We start from the raw sequence: 19,980 nt of genomic DNA, 5'->3' as shown, positions 1-19,980 counted from the left end.
ATGCGCTTCCAACGACTCGACCTGCTCAAGTTCGGCAAGTTCTCTGAACGGTCTCTTGAGTTCCGCGGCTCGGCGACTGACTTTCATCTTATCGTCGGTCCGAACGAGGCCGGCAAATCGACGCTGAGAGCAGCGATTCTCGACCTACTCTTTGGCATTCCAGTGCGCTCACCGCACGGGTTCTTACATCCGTTGAACGAACTCAAGTTGGGCGCTTCTGTTAGCAATGGCAAAACGTCACTGGACTTCGTCCGAATCAAGGCCCAACGGCAGACGCTCAGAACCCCAGCGGACGGTGTGCTGCCTGATTTGGCACTCGAGCCGTTTTTGGGCGGTATCGACAGAGACTTCTTTGACCGCATGTTCGGTCTGGACCACTTCAGACTGGTTCAGGGCGGCAATGACATCCTGAATGCTGAGAGTGACATCGGCCGAATCCTGTTCCAGTCTGCTGCGGGGGTGGCGAGCCTGGGAACAGTGCGAGACCAACTGGCCGCAGAAGCCGACAAGCTTTGGGCGCCCCGAAAATCGGCCGAGCGCACTTACTATGCGGCGGCTGACCAACTTGAGCAGGCGAACAGCGCTCTCAAGAAAGCCTCGGTTCGCACGAAGGTGTGGGCCGAAGCAAACAGCGCCGTCGAGACGTTACGAGAATCTCTGGAGGCAGCACGGACTCGTTGGCGCGAACTCGATATGCGTCGCGCGCGGCTCGAACGAGTGCGTCGACTGGCACCACTTATTGAGGCGCTTGGTCAAAACGATTCTGCCCTGGAACTCCTTAAAGAAGCGACCGACCTGCCGGAAGATGCGGCTCGAGCGCTGAGCCAGGCAGAACGCGACATCGCTCGCGCGGAAGCCGTGCTGAAAATCCGCAAGGGCGAGGTGACCGCCGCCAGGGAATCGCTGTCGGCGATTTCCGTGGATGAATTCCTGCTGAGCGCCGAGCAGCGCATTGCCGCACTGGAGGCGCGACGTGTCCGGTACGAGCCATACGCAAGGGACATCGAGCGACGAAAAAGCGAAATTCAGGCGCTTCAGGGGCAGCTCCGCCGTGCCTGTCTCCAATTGAAATGGGCCTACGAATCCGAAGAAGCCTTGCTGCTCAAGCTGCCGTCGTTGTTGATTCGTCGCAAGCTAGGAGACCTTGCGAGGAAAGCTAGCGGGATTGAACAATCCCTCAAGGCGGCAGACTCTTCTGAGCGTACAAAGAAGGCCGATATTGAGTCGCTTGAAGCCCAGTTGGACGGTTTGGCCGAGGTCAAGGTAACAGCTGGCCTACGGGCGGCTTTGCGCAGGGCGCAATCCTTGGGCGACCCCGCGCAGGTTCGGGAAAAGCAACGTGTCCAAGTCGAAAAAGCTGAGACCGGGCTTGAGACGGCCTTGCGAGCGCTGGGCGTTTGGCGCATGGACATCGAGGGCCTGTCAAAGCTTCAGTTCCCATCCGGAGAGGCTATCGCACACCGACTACGTGAACGGCAGAATCTCGACGTTCAGGTCAAGTCGCTTTCCGAGGACCTGTCCGCACAAATTTCTGCTGTCGGAGAAGCAGAGCTTCGGGTCAGTCAATTCACGGAACTGAGACATCCGACCACCTATGCGATGGTGGAACAAGCGCGCGCTGAGCGCGATGAGAAATGGGGGACCGTCAAACAACGGACAGACAATTTTGAGATTGATGTCGAACAGTTCGAATCGGCGATGCATGATGCAGATGCGCTGGCGGACACGCATTTGAGTAATGTCGAAGATGTAACGGAGCTTCAATCGCATAAAGATGAGCTCGAAAGACAGCAACACGCCCAAACCCGCCTTGAGCACCAGTTAGAAGCAGCCAGAGGACAGCTGGACACTTTCTCTTCCGAATGGGGTGCGCTAACTGCGGCAGCGGGCCTCGGCGGTCTGGCGCTCGATGATGCTTTAGACTGGATTCGCAAGAAGGACGTCGCGCTCGAGCGCGGCCAAGCGCTTCTCGAAGCCCAGAAGGAGTCTCAGTCCACGTTGAATGCCCTGGCGGACGCGACTCAGGAGCTGCTCACGGTCCTTGAGGAGAACGGGGTTGCTCCGGTGAGCGCGGAGAACTTGAACGCGCTGTGCATCCAAGCCGAGCATCTTATTTCCGAAGCGGATGGCGTCAAAGGGCGTCGGGACGCGTTGAATGGTCAATTGGCCACGGCCCGCCAAATCTACCTGGCGCTCCAAGATGACTTGGTCGCGGCCAGAAAGGAGGCGGCCTCGTGGGCTGACGATTGGGCGTCCACGCTGTCGAATGCTGGACTGGACGCTGCCTACGATACCGGGACTGTCGAAGGCGCTCTGGAACTGATTGGCGAAATCGAGGAAAAGGCACGCAAGGTTTGCCAGATTCAGGCAGAGCGCATCGATACGATGAAGGCCGACCTCGCGTTGTTTGCCGAGGATGTTGAAGCGTTGTGCGGCGCTATTGCCGTGCCCCTGGACGGCCAGGAGCCTGCGGAGGCGGTGCAACAACTTGTCATCAAGGTGCGGCAGGCCAATGAAGTGCGAGGTGAACGAGAGCGGCTAACCGCTGCGCTGAGAGCGGCGGAGCAGCACGTCGCCGAGTTGGAAACCGCCAAGCAAGAGGCAGAGGCCGTTATTGAGCCTTTGAAGGCGCGGGCCGGCGTATCTACGCGCGAGGCGTTGGCTGAATGCATCGCTCAATCCGATGAAAAGCGTCGATTGCTGGAGGAAGCTTCCCGACTAAGGCGCGACCTGATGGCGGGCGGAGATGGCCAATCGAGACAAGACGTTGAGGCTGAGATTGCAGCGGCCAACTTGCCGGAGATTGCCACGGAGATTGCCGCGCTGTCCGGCGACCTCAAGACTATCGTCGAGCGCCAGGGAGTGCTATCGGCAGAACTGGCGACCGCAGAGTCCACATTGACGGCGATTGGCGGCTCGGACGCGGCGGCGGAGGCAGAGGGTCAGCGGCAAGAAGCCTTGTCGAAGATGGCCGATGCGGCCGAGCGCTACGTGAAGGTGTTCACTGCTGCCCGGTTGTTGCGCTGGTCCATTGACCGCTATCGTCAGGATAAGCAAGGCCCGATGCTGGCCAAGGCCAGCACAATATTTGCAGAACTGACCCAGGGTTCCTTTGAGCGCTTGGTCGTGGACTTCGACAAGCAACCCATGGTGCTGGAGGGGCGCCGTCCCGACGGCAAGCATGTCGGTATCTCGGGCATGAGCGACGGCACCCGAGACCAGCTATTCCTGGCACTACGCTTGGCCGCTTTAGAAATTCGCCTGGAACAGGCGTCCAAGCTGCCCTTCATAGCAGACGACCTGTTCATCAACTATGACGATGCGCGGTCGGCTGCGGGCCTACGGTCATTGGCGTCCCTTGCCAAACAGACCCAGGTGATTTTTTTGACCCACCACCATCACATGGAAGCGCTCGCTCGAGACACATTGGGCGATGCCATCAATGTCGTACACCTGTAATCAACGAACTATCATCGGCCAACGGAACCAGCGGACCTTGCAATGTCGAAAATCACATTGGATGAACAGCGTTCGCAAATCATCGCTGCTGCAGAAAAGTGGCAACACGTTAGTTATGCAAACTATGGTTAAATTCCCGCAGTGACGGCATATACCGTAAGCTTGGATTTCCAGTCGTTCGTGAAATTGCTGGCGCACAGTAAGCCGACCGCCCTGTATTCAAGACATCCCCTCGATTTCCCAGTGTGGTGACGGTCGGCACCTCGTCAACGCCTGTCGCAACAATGCCACCGCCGAAGCTCAACAATTGATGGGGCGGCCCAATGTTCCGGCCAGACACGCGCATGTCATGACGTAAAAAATGGTGCCCGCAAACCTGCGATGCACATACGAAACCGTGCTAACACAATCGATTCAAGAAGGAGCGGCGAAGCTCAGGCTAGCGCTCAACAAAGGCCTTCGCGGCCTTTTTGACATCGTCCACCATCCCTTCGGCGAGCGCTTCGAGCGGCGTGCGCGGCCCGAGCGACCCCTTGGGCTGAGTGAAGAATTGCCACTTGCTCCAGCCCGGCAGAGTCCCAAGTGCCTGCGTCACCTTCTGAAGCTCCTTCCGGTCGACTTCCAGGTCGAGATAGAACGCCGGGTAGTACGTCGCAGGCCCGACATCCAGACTGAACATCCGCCCAGACTTGACCGCTTTGCTCAGCGCCTGCTTGGTAACACCTAGGCCCCGGAGGAAAGTGGCCGGCTTCATCAGACGTCCCTCACGCACTAACGCCTCTCGTCTCCGGAGGACTTCGTCCGAGTCGACGATTGCTTCGAAGCCCGGTCGGCCCTGGTTGTCCTTGTGCGAGGCAGCCTGCATCAGACAAGACTTGAAGTGATGCTCGAGTTCATCATCGGACAACATGCTCAATGCATTGGCTTCGTCCTCATCCAGCCTGTGGACGAGCACGGCGAGACGGCTGAGCGCCGCTTCGCGCGCAGTGACAACAGTGGGTACAGGGTCGGCGAATTTCGGTTTGGCGCCAGTCATGAGTGACTCCAATTGTGGTGCCATACCAGTCTAGCTCAAAGCTGGCGCAGGTCAACCGAGTCAACCGCAATTGGTAAGGGGTCGAATCCCGCGCTCCCGCGCCTCAGGCAGCCGTTAGCGAGCGACGGGCGACCTCAAACGAGGGGCGATTATCGAGCATGTTGGTCTCTCACCGTTAAAGCTCGTGCCCCATAGCCTCCAGCTTGCGAACGACAAGTGCGAAAATCGTAGAGGTCGACGCCTCGCGACATTCGCGACCGGTGTTCGGAACAGCAGGTATCACGAAGTATCATCGGTTTTGATACTTCTTGCAGGGCTACGCTGCAAACAGGAATGAGTCGTTCGCTACCGGTCCGCACACGCCGCAGGCTACGCGACTACCAGTGCCCATGCACCGGCAACTGATGCGCAGTCACGTGCGCCTGGCGCCAACATAGAGCCACACATCTGGGAGCACTGCAGTCATGGAATCAAGAATTAACGCAAGAGGTCAGACTACTGTCCCCGCCCAAGTTCGTAAGGCTTTCGGCGTCGGACCAGGCGCACGATTGACATGGGTGCTCACGCCCGACGGAGATGTCTTCGTGCGCGCGAAATCGAGGTCCATCCGTGAGTTCGCTGGCGTGCTAGAGGCCGACCGGCATGTCAGCATCGGAGACATGAATCCGTGGGAGGACTGATGACCGTATCTACGCGTCGGGTGCATCGTTGGCAGTGGCAGCCCATTCGGAGCGAACAACGTAAATCCTCTCGCCGTCTTTCGAAAAAAAGTACTTCGCTACGTGACAGCACGTTGGCGTCCTAGGGTCCTTGAGCTTTTCAAGCGCACGAATGAGGCTTGTCCGGAAATTGCGCATGTGAGACTCGTAGCCAGAAAGGCGGTACAGCGTCAAAATAGGCAACCACAGCGGACCGGCGTGTCCCGCGTAGAAGTTTGCCAGCCAGCCCTTCAACCCGTCATACCCCGCTACCTCGTTATCAACAGCGGTCCAGCTTCCCGGCCCGAATAGTTCCGCGATGGATGTCGTCACGCGCAGCAGAAGCACATCACTTCCCTTGAAATCCTCAGAAAGCCCGCCGTCCTCAAATGTCACGGACAAAAGCTTTGGTACTTCGATATTCAGCCGGTTGTAGCGCATTCGCATCTGCGCAAGACTCAGACGAAGCAGGCTGGCGCGGATGGCTCGATGTGCCTTGACGCTATATTCATTGCCGATGCGACGCACGAACTCATAAAAGGTCGTCCGCACGTGGCGTGTGCTCTCTTCGGGACACAGCGGCACCTCTCGGAAATAGTCCAGACACGTTGCGTAGACGATGCGGTCGAACTGACAGAGTTCGTACCCGGAAAAAACCAAGGTCATGTTCTTGAACGAGGCAATTTCCTTTCCGGCCACCAGGAGAGTCGGGTCGCCTGACAGCACCCCTGCGTTGTCGGCCTGCACAGTGCGACCGGCAGAGAACAAGGCTGAGCGAAGAAACGCATTCGGCAGCGCCCTGGCCATCGTGGACCAACTCGGGAGGTATACTTCCGTACCCCGACGTGCCGCCTGCCGGCGCCGCGCTTGCTGAACCTCTTCCACCGTCGCATTTGACGGCAGTTCAAGAACCGCTGGTCCAGTCAGCTCATTATTTGCGCGACGTTCGAGGCCGTCGGCGAAGCGACCAAGTTGCTCCGCCGCTTCCAGCACCGTCACTTGCTGACCCGGAGCGGCGGAAAGGGCGGCCTCCGCAGTGAGATTTGCGAGCGCGCGAAGCTCAGCGACCTTGTTCACGGCATTCGTTGACGTCTGCGAGCTCATCATGCTGATGCCCCGTGCGCAGGACGGCGCGATTCATCGCGATGGCATCGCAGGGTGACCGAAGCCTGCTGAAGTGAATCTCGAAAGCCGGCGCCATGAAGCGCTCTGATGGCTCGCGCGGAAAGCTGTGCGATGCCGGCAGCGCGGCGAGTCGACATTGGCGGTCTGGTCATTGCAAACACATGCAGGTGGAGATGTATCTGTATACGTGAGCAAGACGGGCATGAAATAAAAAATATTGCCTATCTGAAAAGTCGTAGCAAACGCAACAGATATTTAGCTTGGCAAATGACTGTTCCACTTGTACTCTGCATCGCTCCCGCTTGTACTCCGCATCGCCTTGACTTGTACGCTGCATCGCTTTAGCTTGTACTCTGCATCGCTCCTCCCAGTGACGCGGCGAATAATGACCTGCGGCGCGCGGATTTATTGCTGGTCGATGCGTTCCATAGTATTTGTAGACTCTGTAATCGGGATAGGCGAGCCAGCATGACCCAGAGCTGGCGAACCGCTCCGTAGTGTGAGCTTTGGGTCCCGGCGAGTTCGCCGATAACCGGCCACCGGGCTCCTTTGCATTTGGTCGTGAGACGGACAGACGACCATCGAAGAGCGTTGCGTGGCTCATTGCCGTGGAGATGTTGCGGCCGCAATCGTCGACCTTGGTCAGCGCGGTGGCTCGGCACTCGGAGATAGTACCGTCACCACCGAATTGCCCCGTCCTGGTGACGCGGGAGCGATGTCAGAAATAGCGTGGCGCCGTTTCAGGGTTGAATTCCGATTTCGCTCTGGATGACAGAGCGGCACGAAACACGAGTCCGATTTCGCTCCTTGCCTGGACGGTATGCATCGTTGCGAGCCCCTCGGTGTCGCACAAGGCGAAGGCAGCTTCGAACGGCCTCGGCACAAGTCACCGATGAGGCCGGCCAATTCCTTGACAAAGTGGACTAAGCGGATTAGCTAAAAAAAGCGGCTGGCCAGGACGAGAGTTGGCGGCGTGCTCGTCCGTCAGCTGCACTGGTCTCGCGCCGCACCGCCGGTCAGGCAAACTAAATGACCCGCCCACGGTCATCTCATCCTGGTTGCCCGCTATTCACGTCCTTTGTTTTGCGCCTTCGTTGCCCAAAACTCGGTCGACGACTACTTTCGCGAGCACGAGGCCATCAAGGTCGATGCCTCGACGCCCGGCTTGCCGGTCAAGTAGGTGTTTGAACGGTTATCGCCGAGAGACCATTGAGCATGAGCAGGCAGGTGCGCCCTCGGCCGATTGCAGCTCAAACGCCAGCCGATTGCATACGGAATATGTCCAGCCACTATGTCAGGAATCGGCTAGACGACCGCGCTGAATTGCTGCTGGTCGAGAGAAATCGTTGCGATGATGGACTCGAACTCCGCCATCAAGTCCGGATGGCGTTGGGCAACGTATTGTCGTGCGGATTCGTTTTCGAGAAGCTTGGCGAGATACCCTTTCGCAAGCACTAAATTCAGCACGTCCTGACCGTAGGTCTGCTCCACGAGCTTGTACTGTCCCTGCAGGTTGCTCATTTCCCGCTCCATTTTCGTCATTTGTTCCGGGCTAACGCCCGTCAATTTGCGTGGTTTCTTGCCCTCTACAAGCAGCGCTGCAGGCGTGGCCACCAACAATGCTTCGGCGTATGAGACTGTCACGTTGTTCGCGGCCACCATCAGCTCAACGCATTCCACCTGCCGCGTCGGCTTCATTTTACGAATTGCGCGAACAAGTTCCGGCGAGAACTGCCGGTCGCCGAGGAGTTCGGCTGCCTCTGGGCACACACCGTCGAGGAGCGACATCTTCTTTATAATCAGCGACACGTCCACGGAAAGCGCTTTCGCCAGTCGTTCAGGTGATACGCCTCTGTCGATTACGCGCCGTATCATATAGTGCTCCTGGATTGTCGAAAGGCGATTGACACGGTTGTTATACGTGTAGCTCTCGTCATCGGTCGCAACGAGACAGGCAACGGTCTCGTGCCTCAGGTCCTGGATGGCGAGTAAGCGCAGATGACCATCCAGCAGAACGTGTTGACCGGAGGTCTGGTCCACAGCTGTTACAGAGAGCGGTTCGATGAGACCGACCTCCTCAATGGAGGTCCTTATCTGCTTGTATTTCCGCGATTCGACCACGGGCGCCGGTATTCTGCGTGATGGCAAGATGTTGCCGACTGGCACCGACAGAGGCTCGGGGATGAATCCAAGGGTGACGCCAGTCATGTAACGCTCCCGCTTGGCCAGACGCGTTCGGCAAGATATTTCGGGAGGCTGGCCAGTCCTTCCGCACGCAGGAGGTTGACGAAGTTCTCATCGGCAAACAGTTGCCTCAATGCGCCGACGACGAACAGCAAACGCTGTTGTGTGAATTCGGCCTTCCTGACCATCGATTTCTGACGTTCCACTTCGCGCTCGTACGTGCGCACGAGACTCGAAGTCGTGACAGCAGCAGCCTTGCTGGTCATATTGCGAGCAGTGCTTCTTCCGAGCGCTTTTCTGCGTTCGATGACGCGGCGAGCGTTCATCAACTGTTTGCCCCGCAATTTGCCCGACTCGTAGGCTTCCTGAAGTGCAGCCTGAATTTCAGCGTCGTCTTCGCCGGCGCCCACAATGGTGAGGGCCGCATTCAAGGGAACGAGACCTTTCTCCACGGCAACGACGAGTCTCTCTTCTCCCTGATGCAGCAGCGTGAGGATACCGTGGACGTAGGTCTGCGTCAGACCCGTCTTTTCGGCAATGACTTTCGGCGTATATCCCTGCTCCTGCAATTGCCGGATGCCGGCAAGCCGTTCGATGGGACGACACTGTCTGCGCGCGATGTTTTCGGTGAGACTCATGACGAACGCGTCCTCATCACTGACGCTAACCACGAGCGCGGGAATAGTCGCTTCACCGAGCGTGCGAAACGCCTTCAGTCGCCCCTCGCCGCACACGAGCAGATATTTTTCCACGCCGCTAGCCGTCGCTCGCGGCGTGACCACGATAGGCTTTTTGAGACCGATGGCCTTGATGTTGTCGACGATTTCCTTGAAGACCCGACCATTCCGTTCTCGCGGATTGATAACTTCAATCTGTGACACAGGGACCATCCGGATTTCTCCGGGGTGCTGGCGCGTATTCACGCTACTCTCCTGAGACGGGCGCGTTCGGCCATGCCATAGAGATAGTCCAGCGTGTCGAAGCGATAGCTCTCAAACTCGATGGAATTCTGGTCTGCGAGATGAATGCGGGGTTGGCAAAAATCCAGGCGTGGCAACAGGTAGTAGTCCAGCGTCGATTCATTCGTCTGGTCGAGCCGTACGGCAACCGTGATGTCCGGCAGAAGGCTGGTATCAAAGCGCACCTTCCAGTGATTGCGGCCATTGTCATGCGCCTGACAGCGCGCGAGCACGATGCACGCGGTGAACTCGTCGTTGACTGTCAGCAGGTCGGTTGCCGGGTCGCGCATCACCGTGCCACCCAAATCCGCGATTTTCGTCTCCGTTTGCGCGACGATTTCTGGATGCAGTTGCCGCAAGAAGCGGTTTGTTTCGATGTAACGATAGTCCCGGCCAGGTGTGAAGCCGACTGTCTGGTACGCGCGAATCAAACTGCCAAACCGGTACACGTAGACTGACGTCGAAGGCATGCCGTCGGTTTCATCAATCACTACACCGGACAGAAAGCCGCGACTGCGATACAGATTGCGCAGGCGCTCGATGAGCTCCTCATTTGAATAGCGACGCGCTCGCGCTCTCATGATGCCTTGAGCGGTATAGAACGTCTCGCTCGGCACGATGGCCTGAAATGCGCCCTCCTTTCGAATCCACATGTCGGGCGTGTTGGTCACCCGCATTTTCTTCAGCTTGAACGACACACGGTTGTACACGTTGTTGCCGATGTATTTCTCGTTGGTCAATACTTCCCTGACTGTGGCTCGAGTCCATTCCCGGTCAAGGTCGGTCCGCACGCGCATGCCGTTCAGACGCGCGGCAATTTCGTATTCATCGAGTGACCCGTCGATAAACCAGTCGTAGATGAGGTTGACCGTTCGCACTTCGCTTTCCGGTCCTGGCATGAGAATTACCCGGTCTGTCTGCAGACTTTTATGTTCACCGCGGCGCAATTCTGCCTTCATGAGACCGTGGTCGTCGACCAGCACGCGGCGCAGTCCGTAGCCAGCCGGCCCTCCTTGCCGGAAGCCCATCTCAATCAAACGGCACTGGCCGGCGAACACCTTCGTCGACAGCTCCCGGCTGTATTCGCCGGCCATGGCCCGCTTTACCCCTTTGACAATAGTCGAGACAGGTGACCCATCGTTCTCGAACTGCTCGGCGCAGTACGCAACCTGAATACCAGCGCGGCGGCAGATGTACTCGTAATACGCGCTCTCGTCGGCGTCCTGGAATCGCCCCCATCGACTCACGTCATAGACGAGGATGACGCAGAAGTCGGCATTGCCGTTGACGACATCGGAAATGAGATTTTGAAGTGCCTGCCGGCCGTCAATTCGAAGACCGCTTTTACCCTCATCGGCATATGTGCGGACGATTTGGAATCCGCGGCGGGCAGCGTAGTCTCGAATCCGGTCGCGCTGATTCTCGGTCGAATACTGCTGATGTTCGGTCGACATGCGGACGTACTCCGCTGCGCGCCCGGCAGATGAACTGGCGACGACCGGTGCATCCGCGTTATTGAATGACATGCTCCACCCCGCAACTCAGACACGGACACGCGGCAGGCACCGGGCGCAAGTGAGCGTCGGATGCGAGCGTCGCGGCTTCATATCAGAAGGTCACGTTCGAAAGCGAACGGTGACAAGGCAAAGGTAGCAGGCCCGACACCAATGCGTATCAGGTCATCTCTTTGCAATCACGTCGGCGGCGCTGTCGGCGCAGACAGCACGGCTATGTGAACGGTCCACGCGTTCATTTTTGCAACGCCGGCACCATCCGCGTGAGACAGCAGGTAGAAGCCAGAGCACAACGGCCGGGGGAGGCTGATGACATCCATTTTTGCAATTGGCCTGGAGCTCCGTCGCGCATTGCGCAACCGCTGCATACTGCGGTTGCGCTCGCGATACGCCGGATGAGCAGCTCGATATTCGCGCCAGTAGCTCGAGTGGCTTGCGCGCCATTTCGCCTGCGCCCGGGCCTGATTGTCGCGATAGTCGCTGTCGACACGGAGCCGGTCCCGCTGCCAATCGCGTCGACGGGCGCGCTGGCACGCCTCCGAGGAGCAATATCGCTGACGGGGAACATGCAGCAGCGGCACGAACGCATTGCCGCAGGCAGGACAAAGGCGGGTCGATTTCATGGGCCCCTCCGTGTCGGGTCGAGACGGGCGCCCGCGACCGGCTGACCCACCAGCGAAATCGCTGGCCTGAGAGGGGTAGTGAAGGGTCGTCGGCGCACATCCAGCAGATTCCCATCACCCGCGAAAATCGCTAGAATTTCCTTACTTCAAGCGCAGTTTTTCGAAAACGGCGCGCGTGCGCGACCGCCGTCCGCTGACGGGAGAGCTCTTTTCTGGGGCTTCGACCGCGCCGCATTTGACGTGGCCCTGGTCGGAAATTCTCGGCTTATGCGTCCGTTTTTCTCAGGTTATGCATCCGCCCCGGCTGGGGAGCCTTATCTGGCAAGGGTCAGTTTCTCGGGATATGCGACCGTCTACATGGACGATTGGCCGGGCCGATGATTTAACCGGCGATCGGTGGTTGTCCGGGCCTGCAAGTTGGAAGACTTGCAGGCCCTTTCTTTTTTGCCGCTATCGCATGCCTAAGGGAGAGGCGCTACTCGTCAACCCGTTCGGCTTCTACACCGCCTCGTCCGGGTCGACGGAAGACGGTGCTCATGATGAGCAGGTGATCGAACAGTGGTTCGGACTGGAAGATGAGCACGGAAAGCCGGCGAACGGGTGCAAATACGACCTGCTCCAAGACGGCGTCGCTACAAAAAATGACGTTGGGTTAACCTCCAACTTATCCACATCGCCCACTGGACAACTCTTGTAAAAGCCGCCGAACACGTTGTGGGCGAAATCTTGATAAAGCCTCAGCGTTTACGGGTCGATAAAAAATTTTCCCTGGCTCCGTTAACCTGTCCGCGCGCGCTCCCAAGGGTTATCGGTTCCGCAGCGCGTTGATCCGTAAACGAACTTCCAGGTTATCCAGTCGAGCCTGATCAATTCGGAGAGCCTTGCGTGGCAGAGCTTTGAGGCCGAATTGGTGTTGTGAGATTTGCAGGATCCTGGCACATTAACGTGAGAATCCTGCATTTTTCGACGAGGTGCGAATGGGTCCGAAGACGCCTGTGACGGAGGGAGATTTTTTCCGCCAGCCGCTGCGCGAACAGATCAACCTGAAGCATCCGTTGATACGTTTGGCCGACCTGATCAACTGGGAGCGACTGGGCGCATCAATGAGCGAAAGCTTTGTATCGCGCAAGGGACGACCGGCGACATCGCCGAGGCTGATCGCCGGGTTGCTGTATTTGCAGCACGCGTTCGACCTGTCCGACGAAGAGGTCGTCTGGCAATGGGTAGAGAACCCGTACTGGCAGGTGTTCACCGGCGAGACCTACTTGCAGACCGAACCTCCGATCGACCCATCGAGCCTGACGCGTTGGCGCAAGCGAATGGGCGAAGCCGGCGTTGAAGAGTTGCTGGCCGAAACGATCGAAGCAGCAAAACGCGCTGGCGTGATCAAGGCTTCGAGCGTCAAGCGCGTGATTGTTGATACGACCGTCATGGAGAAGGCGATCGCCCACCCAACCGATTCGCGCCTGCTCGAACGGTGTCGCGAACATCTGGTGAAAGCCGCGGCACGGCACGGTCTGAAACTGAGGCAGAACTACAACCGCGAGGCGCCGCATCTGGCGCTGCAGATTGGCCGCTACGCTCACGCGAAACAGTACAAACGCATGAGGAAAGCGCTGCGCACGCTGCGCTCGCGCGTTGGACGGGTGATGCGCGATGTGGAGCGGCAGGTCAACCAGGTGGCCGACCTAGGCTGCGCTGAATTAACGGAACTGATCGCCCGCACGAGACGCATTCTGGCGCAGAAGCCGAAGGACAAGAACAAGCTTTATGCGCTGCATGCACCGGAAGTCGAGTGCCTGGCCAAGGGCAAGGCGCGCAAGCCGTACGAGTTCGGGGTGAAAGTTTCGATCGCGACGACCCACAAGGAAGGACTGGTGGTTGGCATGCGCTCGATGCCAGGCAATCCGTACGACGGGCACACCCTGGCTGAAGCGCTGGAGCAGGCGGCAATCCTGTGCGACGCCACGCCGGAGGTCGCCATCGTCGACCGTGGCTACAAGGGTGTCGCCGTCGATGGTGTGAAGATCTACCACCCGGGCTTGCGGCGGGGCATTACACGCGGACTACGCGCGATGATCAGACGGCGCAGCGCAATCGAGCCAGCAATCGGTCACATGAAGACAGACGGAAAACTCGATCGCAACTGGCTCAAGGGTGCGCTCGGCGACGCGATGCACGCGGTGATGTGCGGCGCAGGACACAATCTACGGATGATCCTCAGGAAGCTGCGGCTTCTTTGCGCCTTCATTCTGACCGCCTTGTTCAACCACCGACTTGCTCGGCTTCAATCCCCGTAACTACGGTGCTCGGCAAAACGAATTGTTCAGGACGGACTATCCACAGCCGAACGCATCATTTGTTAACTATTACTACGTATACATATACAAACTCTATAAAACAGAGAAGCAAGCCGGAATCCGCGCACCGTATGCGCACACAACGGCAGCAACATCCCAGCCACGCGCCCCTCACGCCAACGGCAAACAAATCTCCGTAACCAACTCCGCCGGCGCCGTCTCCTTGGGACTATTCAAATACTCCTCAAACACCGGCGCATCTGCTGCCTCTCGTCCAGACTGCACGAGCCAGGTCCCATATATCCACTCATAAGCCGCCCGCATATCGCTATACGGCCCAACATGCCGCAACACCGCATACTCCCCACCGCGTATACGCGTGACAGAAACCGCCCCACCCATCCCAACAGCCGGTGCCGCCTCAGCCATCACCGGCCCCGGCAACAACACCCCCGCCTTCGACCGCAAGGCAGCTTCCTCGACCACCCCCGGATCATCGAAGTAAACTCCGATCATCCGCATCTGCCCCGCAAGCAGATTATGTTTCCCAAGCCACCCAAACAACGCATCAAAAGCCTTGCCGATCTGCATATAAGGCCCGACATGATCGACCGACAGAATCTCCATCGGCTCCACATAACGAATCACGACCTCACGAATCGTCGTCATCTGATCGTCTCCTGAAAGCGCCGGCCGAAACCGGCTATGAGTGCCTTCCCTTCGATACTCCGCCGGCGGCACGCCAAACACCGCGCGAAACGTCCGCGTAAACGATTGCAAACTGCTATACCCCGCACGCTCGGCGATCTGAGCAATCGGCATGGAACTATTCGCAAGAAACCCCGCTGCGTGCTGCAACCGTAAGCGCCGCACGGTGGTCGCGACCGTCTCGCCATACATCGCCTGATAGATCCGGTGCCAGTGATATGGCGACAAACAGGCAATCTCCGCCAGCCGTCCGATATCGAGCGGTTCGTCGAGGTGATCGTAGATATGGTCGAGTACGCGTGCGAGTCGCGTTTCGTATCGAGCCCGATGATCTGATTCATGCATGACTGACTGGACCGCAGAAAATTGGCGCGAGAGGATGCGACCAAGGTACCACGCTGGCGCATGCCAGCCGTTTACCAAAACCTGCGGATTTAACGTAATCCGCGACAAGCGATTAAGCGCCTGTTGACCGCGCGATCCGCGCGCACAAACGGGAGTGCCCGCCGCAGACCCCGGTAGGCAGCCAACCCCGGCAACGTGACGCTGCCCCAATTTGGCGCTATCGTGTAGTGCGCACCACCAGCAGCAAGCAACCCGCAGCATCAAACCGCCGTTCCCATTCCTACCCGCGCTCGCGCGAAGCAATGGAGCCGCAACCATGAGCTACACCGAATCGATCGGCAGTCGCACATACCGCTTCGCCGATCTGAAAACCGTGCTCGCAAAAGCGAGCCCGCAACGCTCGGGCGACCAGCTCGCAAGCATCGCGGCAGCGAGCGAAGAAGAGCGTGTCGCCGCCAAAATGGCGCTCGCACAAGTACCGCTGCGCACCTTCCTGAACGACCCGCTGATCCCCTACGAAACCGACGAAGTCACCCGCCTGATCATCGACGATCACTCTCCCCAAGCGTTCGCCGAAATCTCCCATCTTACGGTAGGCGACTTCCGCAACTGGCTGCTCAGCACCGCCACCGACACCGACGCACTCACTCGCATCACCCAGGGCCTCACACCAGAAATGGTCGCCGCGGTCTCGAAGCTGATGCGCAACCAGGACCTGATCACCGCCGCCCGTAAACGCCCGGTCATCACCCGCTTTCGCAACACGGTCGGCTTACCCGGCCGCATGTCCGTCCGCCTGCAACCGAACCACCCAACCGACGACGTCAAAGGCATCGCCGCCTCGATGCTCGACGGCCTGATGTACGGCTGCGGCGACGCCCTGATCGGCATCAACCCCGCCAGCGACAATCTCACCGCGATCACAAAACTGCTGCAGATGATCGACGACTTCCGCCAGCGCTATCAGGTCCCGACGCAATCATGCGTGCTGACGCACGTAACCAGCACGATCGCCGCGATCGAAAAAGGCGCGCCGGTCGATCTCGTGTTCCAGTCGATCGCGGGCACGGAGAAAGCGAACGCGAGCTTCGGCATTTCGCTCGCGCTGTTGCAGGAAGCGTACGAGGCGGGGCTGTCGCTCAAACGCGGCACTGTCGGCAACAATCTGATGTACTTCGAAACGGGGCAGGGCAGCGCGTTGTCGGCGGATGCGCATTTCGGCGTCGATCAGCAGACCTGCGAGGCGCGCGCATACGCGGTCGCGCGCACGTTCAAGCCGTTTCTGGTGAACACGGTGGTCGGTTTCATCGGCCCCGAGTATCTGTACGACGGCAAGCAGATCACGCGCGCGGGTCTGGAGGATCACTTCTGCGGCAAACTGCTCGGCGTGCCGATGGGTTGCGACATCTGCTACACGAATCACGCGGAAGCGGATCAGGACGACATGGACAATCTGCTGACGCTGCTCGGGGTCGCGGGCATCAACTTCATCATGGGCGTGCCGGGCGCGGACGACGTGATGCTCAACTATCAGAGCACGTCGTTTCACGATGCGCTGTACGTGCGCGACGTGCTCGGTTTGCGGCGCGCGCCTGAATTCGAGGAATGGCTGGAGTCGATGCAGATCATCGACGAACGCGGCGCGTTGATCGGCGCATCGGCGCGGCAACCGCTGCTCGAAGGCGCGCGCGACTGGATGGGGATCGCATGAGCGAGAACGACGCACTCGACAAGGACCCGTGGAACGCGCTGCGTCGGTTTACCCAGGCACGCATCGCGTTGGGCCGCGCGGGCAACAGCCTGCCGACCGCGCCGCTGCTCGCATTCAATCTCGCACATGCGCAGGCACGCGACGCTGTGCATCATCCGCTCGATGCGGACGCGCTTCACGCACAATTGCAAGAACAAGGTTTCAACACGCTCGACGTGCATAGCGCCGCGCCGGATCGCGAGCATTATTTGAGGCGACCTGATCTTGGGCGGCGTCTGTCGGATGAGAGTCGCACCACGCTTGCGCGTCTGCCAACGCAATCAAACGATGTGCTGTTCGTGATCGGTGATGGCCTATCGGCGTTTGCCGCATCGAAGCAGGCTGTACCGTTGCTGCAAGCGATACATCCAAAGCTGGCGGATTGGACCATCGGTCCCGTAGTGGTCGCGCGTCAGGCACGCGTCGCGCTTGGCGACGAGATCGGAGAATTGCTCGACGCGAAAATCGTCGTGATGCTGATCGGCGAGCGGCCGGGTTTGAGTTCGCCCGATAGCCTCGGCATCTACATCACGTACGCGCCGAAAGCGGGTTGCAGCGATGCGCAGCGCAACTGCATTTCCAACGTGCGCCCCGAAGGGCTCGACTATCCGCGGGCCGCGCACAAACTGCACTATCTGCTCACGCAGGCGAGGACGCTGAGACTCACGGGAGTGGGTTTGAAAGACGACAGCGATGATCTGCTGGCAAACGCGCCGACGCACCCAGCCGTGAGCGACGGTTCAACGTAGGACGCAATGAGCGTAGACCTCGGACCCACTCACTTCCGCAACAACCTCAACCCATTTCCCACCACCAGCAAGCTCGCACCGACATCGGCGAACACCGCCATCCACATTGTGCCGAAGCCCATCAACGTCAGCACGAGAAACACGCTTTTGATGCCCAGCGCGAGCGAGATGTTCTGCACCAGCACCGCGTACGTCGCTTTCGACAGCCGGATGAACGCCGGAATCTTGCGCAGATCGTCGTCCATCAGCGCGACGTCGGCGGTCTCGATCGCCGTGTCGGTTCCCATCGCACCCATCGCGAAGCCGATATCGGCGCGCGCGAGCGCGGGCGCATCGTTGATGCCATCGCCGACCATGCCGACCGTCGCGCCATCGCTGGACCATTGCGCGATCGCGCCGAGTTTGTCCTCGGGCAACTGATCGCCGCGCGCTTCATCGACGCCGACCTGCTTCGCGATCGCTTCGGCGGTGTGTCGGTTGTCGCCGGTCAGCATCGCGGTGCCGACGCCGAGCCGCCGCAATTCGGCGACGGCGGCGCGGCTCGTGTGCTTCACCGTGTCGGCCACCGCGAACAACGCGAGCACGCGCTGCGCGTCGGCGAGCATCACGACGGTTCTGCCCTGCCGTTCGAGCGGATCCAGACGCGCTTCGAGTTGCGCCGAGCAGCGGCCCAGTTCTTCGATCAAGTGATGATTGCCGAGCCAGTACCCGATACCGTCGATATCACCGCGCACGCCGCGTCCAGCGATCGCTTCGAACGCATCGACGTGCAGGTGTTCGACGCCGTCGTCATTCGCGGCAGCAGCAATCGCCATCGAAACAGGATGATCGGAGCGGCCCGCAAGGCTTGCCGCAAGCGTGCGGTATCGCAACGTTTCACCCGCATCGCCAACCACCTCGAACTCGGTCTGCACCGGCTTGCCATACGTAATGGTCCCGGTCTTATCGAGCGCGAGCCGGGTCAGCTTGCGCCCCTGTTCGAGGTAAACGCCGCCCTTGATCAGAATCCCCTTGCGCGCGGCAGCCGCGAGCCCGCTGACGATCGTCACCGGCGTCGAAATCACGAGCGCGCACGGACATGCGATCGCGAGCAGCACCAGTGCCTTGTACACCCACGCGTGCCAAGCCCCACCGAACACGATCGGCGGTATCAGCGCGACGGCGAGCGCAATCGCGAACACGATCGGCGTATAGACGCGCGCAAATTCATCGACGAAGCGCTGCGTCGGCGCTTTCGTGCCCTGCGCCTCCTCGACCGCATGGATGATCCGCGCGAGCGTCGTGTTGCCAGCCGCAGCCGTCACACGGTAGTCGAACGAGCCCGCCTGGTTGATCGTGCCGGCGAACACATCGTCGCCGACGGCTTTGTCGACCGGCAGGCTCTCACCGGTGATCGGCGCCTGATCGACGCTCGAGCGGCCCGCGACGATTTCGCCATCGAGCGCGATCCGCTCGCCCGGCTTCACGCGCACCAGCGCGCCGGGCGCGATCGAGTCGACGCGCACGAGCTGCCACGCGCCGTCGGGCTGCTGCACGCTCGCCTCGGCGGGCGTGAGCCGCATGAGCCCTTCGATCGCGTTGCGCGCGTGGTCGAGCGAGCGCGCCTCGATCAGCTCGGCAATCTCGAACAGCACCATCACCATCGCGGCTTCGGGCCATTGGCCGAGCAGCGCCGCGCCGGTCACGGCGATGCTCATCAGCGCATTGATGTTCATGTTGCCGTTGCGCAGTGCGACCCAGCCCTTACGATACGTCGTGAGCCCGCAGGAGGCGATCGCGACGACTGCGAGTCCCGCCACTACCCACACAGGCGCACCAAGCCAACTAGCGGCTTCTGAGGTCGCCGCGATCACGCCGGAGAGGATCAACGGCCACCACGGCTTCTGTACGGCGCCAGAAGCCGCAATGGACGCCGCGCTGGCATTGCCAGCGCCGGCATCGCTCGCCAGTTCGGGCGTGAAGTCGAGCGAGCGCAGCGCGGCGAGAACCCGTTCGAGCGCATCCGACGCGTGGACGACGGTCAGCACGCGCTGCATCAGGTTGAAGTCCATGCTGCGCACGTCCGGCATGCGAGCGAGTTTCTTGCGGATCAGCGCTTCTTCGGTCGGGCAGTCCATCTGCAGGATGCGGATCGCGGTGCGCAGGTCGTCGCCGACGGCCTCGGACGCCGGCAGGCGCAGCTGCGTCGGCGTGAACGCGGTGGAGGCGCAGCAGGCGCCGTGAGAGTGACCGTGGTCATGGTCATGGCCATCGTCATGATCGTGTCCTTCATGCTGATGACCACTACCCGCGTCGGCACCATGAACGTGCTCATGCCCATGCAAATGCCCGCATTCCCCATCCGTATCCCTGCCATGAGCATGGTCGTGCCGTGCATCAACCTCCCCGCAAGCCCCGTGGCTACAGGCTTCGCCCACTTCTGGACGTTCGGTGACAAAAGGGTTGACTTCAGGCATTGGTGGCTTCCTCGTGCGATTTGTGGTCTAGTAAACACCTTGAAGCCACTACAAGGTCAAGGCCGCGTGGAGGA

General features: G+C 59.7%; 13 protein-coding genes. 5 read left to right on the top strand and 8 right to left on the bottom strand.

Features of this window, described 5'->3' with window-relative positions:
• The gene (locus QFZ91_RS14720) at window positions 1-3,459 is read left to right on the top strand and encodes an AAA family ATPase (protein ID WP_429567645.1); all 3,459 of its coding nucleotides are present in this window, start codon (window positions 1-3) and stop codon (window positions 3,457-3,459) included.
• A gap of 439 nt (window positions 3,460-3,898) precedes the next feature.
• Here the strand turns inward: QFZ91_RS14720 and QFZ91_RS14715 are convergent, their stop codons facing one another.
• Window positions 3,899-4,495: a hypothetical protein gene (locus QFZ91_RS14715; RefSeq protein ID WP_429567644.1), complete on the bottom strand. Its 597-nt coding sequence runs from the start codon at window positions 4,493-4,495 to the stop codon at window positions 3,899-3,901.
• 464 nt (window positions 4,496-4,959) lie between these two features.
• On the opposite strand from QFZ91_RS14715, the gene QFZ91_RS14710 reads away from it, so the two are divergent.
• The gene (locus QFZ91_RS14710; protein ID WP_084168122.1) at window positions 4,960-5,175 is read left to right on the top strand and encodes an AbrB/MazE/SpoVT family DNA-binding domain-containing protein; all 216 of its coding nucleotides are present in this window, start codon (window positions 4,960-4,962) and stop codon (window positions 5,173-5,175) included.
• Between the two features lie 9 nt (window positions 5,176-5,184).
• On the opposite strand, the gene QFZ91_RS14705 is transcribed toward QFZ91_RS14710, so the two are convergent.
• From QFZ91_RS14705 to QFZ91_RS14685, 5 genes are all read right to left on the bottom strand, one after another.
• Window positions 5,185-6,270 carry a plasmid replication initiator TrfA gene (locus tag QFZ91_RS14705; protein WP_429567643.1) on the bottom strand — a complete coding sequence of 362 codons (1,086 nt, stop codon included), beginning with the start codon at window positions 6,268-6,270 and terminating at the stop codon, window positions 5,185-5,187.
• 1,353 nt (window positions 6,271-7,623) lie between these two features.
• Window positions 7,624-8,526 (bottom strand): plasmid partitioning protein RepB C-terminal domain-containing protein, encoded by a 903-nt coding sequence (locus QFZ91_RS14700; RefSeq protein ID WP_429567642.1) that lies wholly within the window; start codon window positions 8,524-8,526, stop codon window positions 7,624-7,626.
• A complete protein-coding gene (locus QFZ91_RS14695; protein ID WP_429438148.1) occupies window positions 8,523-9,392 on the bottom strand; it encodes a plasmid partitioning protein RepB C-terminal domain-containing protein in 870 nt (289 codons plus the stop codon). The genes QFZ91_RS14700 and QFZ91_RS14695 overlap by 4 nt, the downstream gene beginning before the upstream one ends.
• Window positions 9,393-9,421: 29 nt before the next feature.
• A complete protein-coding gene (locus QFZ91_RS14690) occupies window positions 9,422-10,987 on the bottom strand; it encodes a recombinase family protein (protein WP_429567641.1) in 1,566 nt (521 codons plus the stop codon).
• Window positions 10,988-11,154: 167 nt separating this feature from the next.
• Complete coding sequence (locus QFZ91_RS14685; protein WP_429567640.1) at window positions 11,155-11,598, bottom strand: hypothetical protein; 444 nt, start codon at window positions 11,596-11,598, stop codon at window positions 11,155-11,157.
• A 977-nt stretch (window positions 11,599-12,575) separates the two neighbouring features.
• On the opposite strand from QFZ91_RS14685, the gene QFZ91_RS14680 reads away from it, so the two are divergent.
• Window positions 12,576-13,898: an IS5 family transposase gene (locus tag QFZ91_RS14680; RefSeq protein ID WP_429522490.1), complete on the top strand. Its 1,323-nt coding sequence runs from the start codon at window positions 12,576-12,578 to the stop codon at window positions 13,896-13,898.
• A 171-nt stretch (window positions 13,899-14,069) separates the two neighbouring features.
• Here QFZ91_RS14680 and QFZ91_RS14675 read toward each other — a convergent pair whose 3' ends face one another.
• Window positions 14,070-14,951, bottom strand: a complete 882-nt coding sequence (locus QFZ91_RS14675) for an AraC family transcriptional regulator (protein ID WP_429568647.1) — start codon at window positions 14,949-14,951, stop codon at window positions 14,070-14,072.
• Between the two features lie 316 nt (window positions 14,952-15,267).
• On the opposite strand from QFZ91_RS14675, the gene QFZ91_RS14670 reads away from it, so the two are divergent.
• Together QFZ91_RS14670 and eutC are read left to right on the top strand one after the other, a co-directional pair.
• The gene (locus tag QFZ91_RS14670; RefSeq protein ID WP_429567639.1) at window positions 15,268-16,662 is read left to right on the top strand and encodes an ethanolamine ammonia-lyase subunit EutB; all 1,395 of its coding nucleotides are present in this window, start codon (window positions 15,268-15,270) and stop codon (window positions 16,660-16,662) included.
• Window positions 16,659-17,450: an ethanolamine ammonia-lyase subunit EutC gene (gene eutC / locus QFZ91_RS14665; RefSeq protein ID WP_429567638.1), complete on the top strand. Its 792-nt coding sequence runs from the start codon at window positions 16,659-16,661 to the stop codon at window positions 17,448-17,450. The genes QFZ91_RS14670 and eutC overlap by 4 nt, the downstream gene beginning before the upstream one ends.
• Before the next feature lie 29 nt (window positions 17,451-17,479).
• Here eutC and QFZ91_RS14660 read toward each other — a convergent pair whose 3' ends face one another.
• A complete protein-coding gene (locus QFZ91_RS14660; protein WP_429567637.1) occupies window positions 17,480-19,906 on the bottom strand; it encodes a heavy metal translocating P-type ATPase in 2,427 nt (808 codons plus the stop codon).
• Window positions 19,907-19,980: the final 74 nt, after the last annotated feature.

It is taken from the genome of Paraburkholderia sp. JPY419 (assembly GCF_050435705.1).
In the GTDB taxonomy this organism is placed as follows: domain Bacteria; phylum Pseudomonadota; class Gammaproteobacteria; order Burkholderiales; family Burkholderiaceae; genus Paraburkholderia; species Paraburkholderia youngii.
Note: the sequence above shows the minus strand (reverse complement) of the source record. Positions and strands in the feature narration are given on the sequence as shown.

What these genes read in the sequence shown, in the direction of transcription:
- QFZ91_RS14720 (WP_429567645.1), top strand. Translation starts at nt 1, where the DNA reads ATGCGCTTCCAACGACTCGACCTGCTCAAGTTCGGCAAGTTCTCTGAA.
- QFZ91_RS14715 (WP_429567644.1), bottom strand. Translation starts at nt 4,495, where the DNA reads ATGACTGGCGCCAAACCGAAATTCGCCGACCCTGTACCCACTGTTGTC.
- QFZ91_RS14710 (WP_084168122.1), top strand. Translation starts at nt 4,960, where the DNA reads ATGGAATCAAGAATTAACGCAAGAGGTCAGACTACTGTCCCCGCCCAA.
- QFZ91_RS14700 (WP_429567642.1), bottom strand. Translation starts at nt 8,526, where the DNA reads ATGACTGGCGTCACCCTTGGATTCATCCCCGAGCCTCTGTCGGTGCCA.
- QFZ91_RS14695 (WP_429438148.1), bottom strand. Translation starts at nt 9,392, where the DNA reads ATGGTCCCTGTGTCACAGATTGAAGTTATCAATCCGCGAGAACGGAAT.
- QFZ91_RS14690 (WP_429567641.1), bottom strand. Translation starts at nt 10,987, where the DNA reads ATGTCATTCAATAACGCGGATGCACCGGTCGTCGCCAGTTCATCTGCC.
- QFZ91_RS14685 (WP_429567640.1), bottom strand. Translation starts at nt 11,598, where the DNA reads ATGAAATCGACCCGCCTTTGTCCTGCCTGCGGCAATGCGTTCGTGCCG.
- QFZ91_RS14680 (WP_429522490.1), top strand. Translation starts at nt 12,576, where the DNA reads ATGGGTCCGAAGACGCCTGTGACGGAGGGAGATTTTTTCCGCCAGCCG.
- QFZ91_RS14675 (WP_429568647.1), bottom strand. Translation starts at nt 14,951, where the DNA reads ATGCATGAATCAGATCATCGGGCTCGATACGAAACGCGACTCGCACGC.
- QFZ91_RS14670 (WP_429567639.1), top strand. Translation starts at nt 15,268, where the DNA reads ATGAGCTACACCGAATCGATCGGCAGTCGCACATACCGCTTCGCCGAT.
- eutC (WP_429567638.1), top strand. Translation starts at nt 16,659, where the DNA reads ATGAGCGAGAACGACGCACTCGACAAGGACCCGTGGAACGCGCTGCGT.
- QFZ91_RS14660 (WP_429567637.1), bottom strand. Translation starts at nt 19,906, where the DNA reads ATGCCTGAAGTCAACCCTTTTGTCACCGAACGTCCAGAAGTGGGCGAA.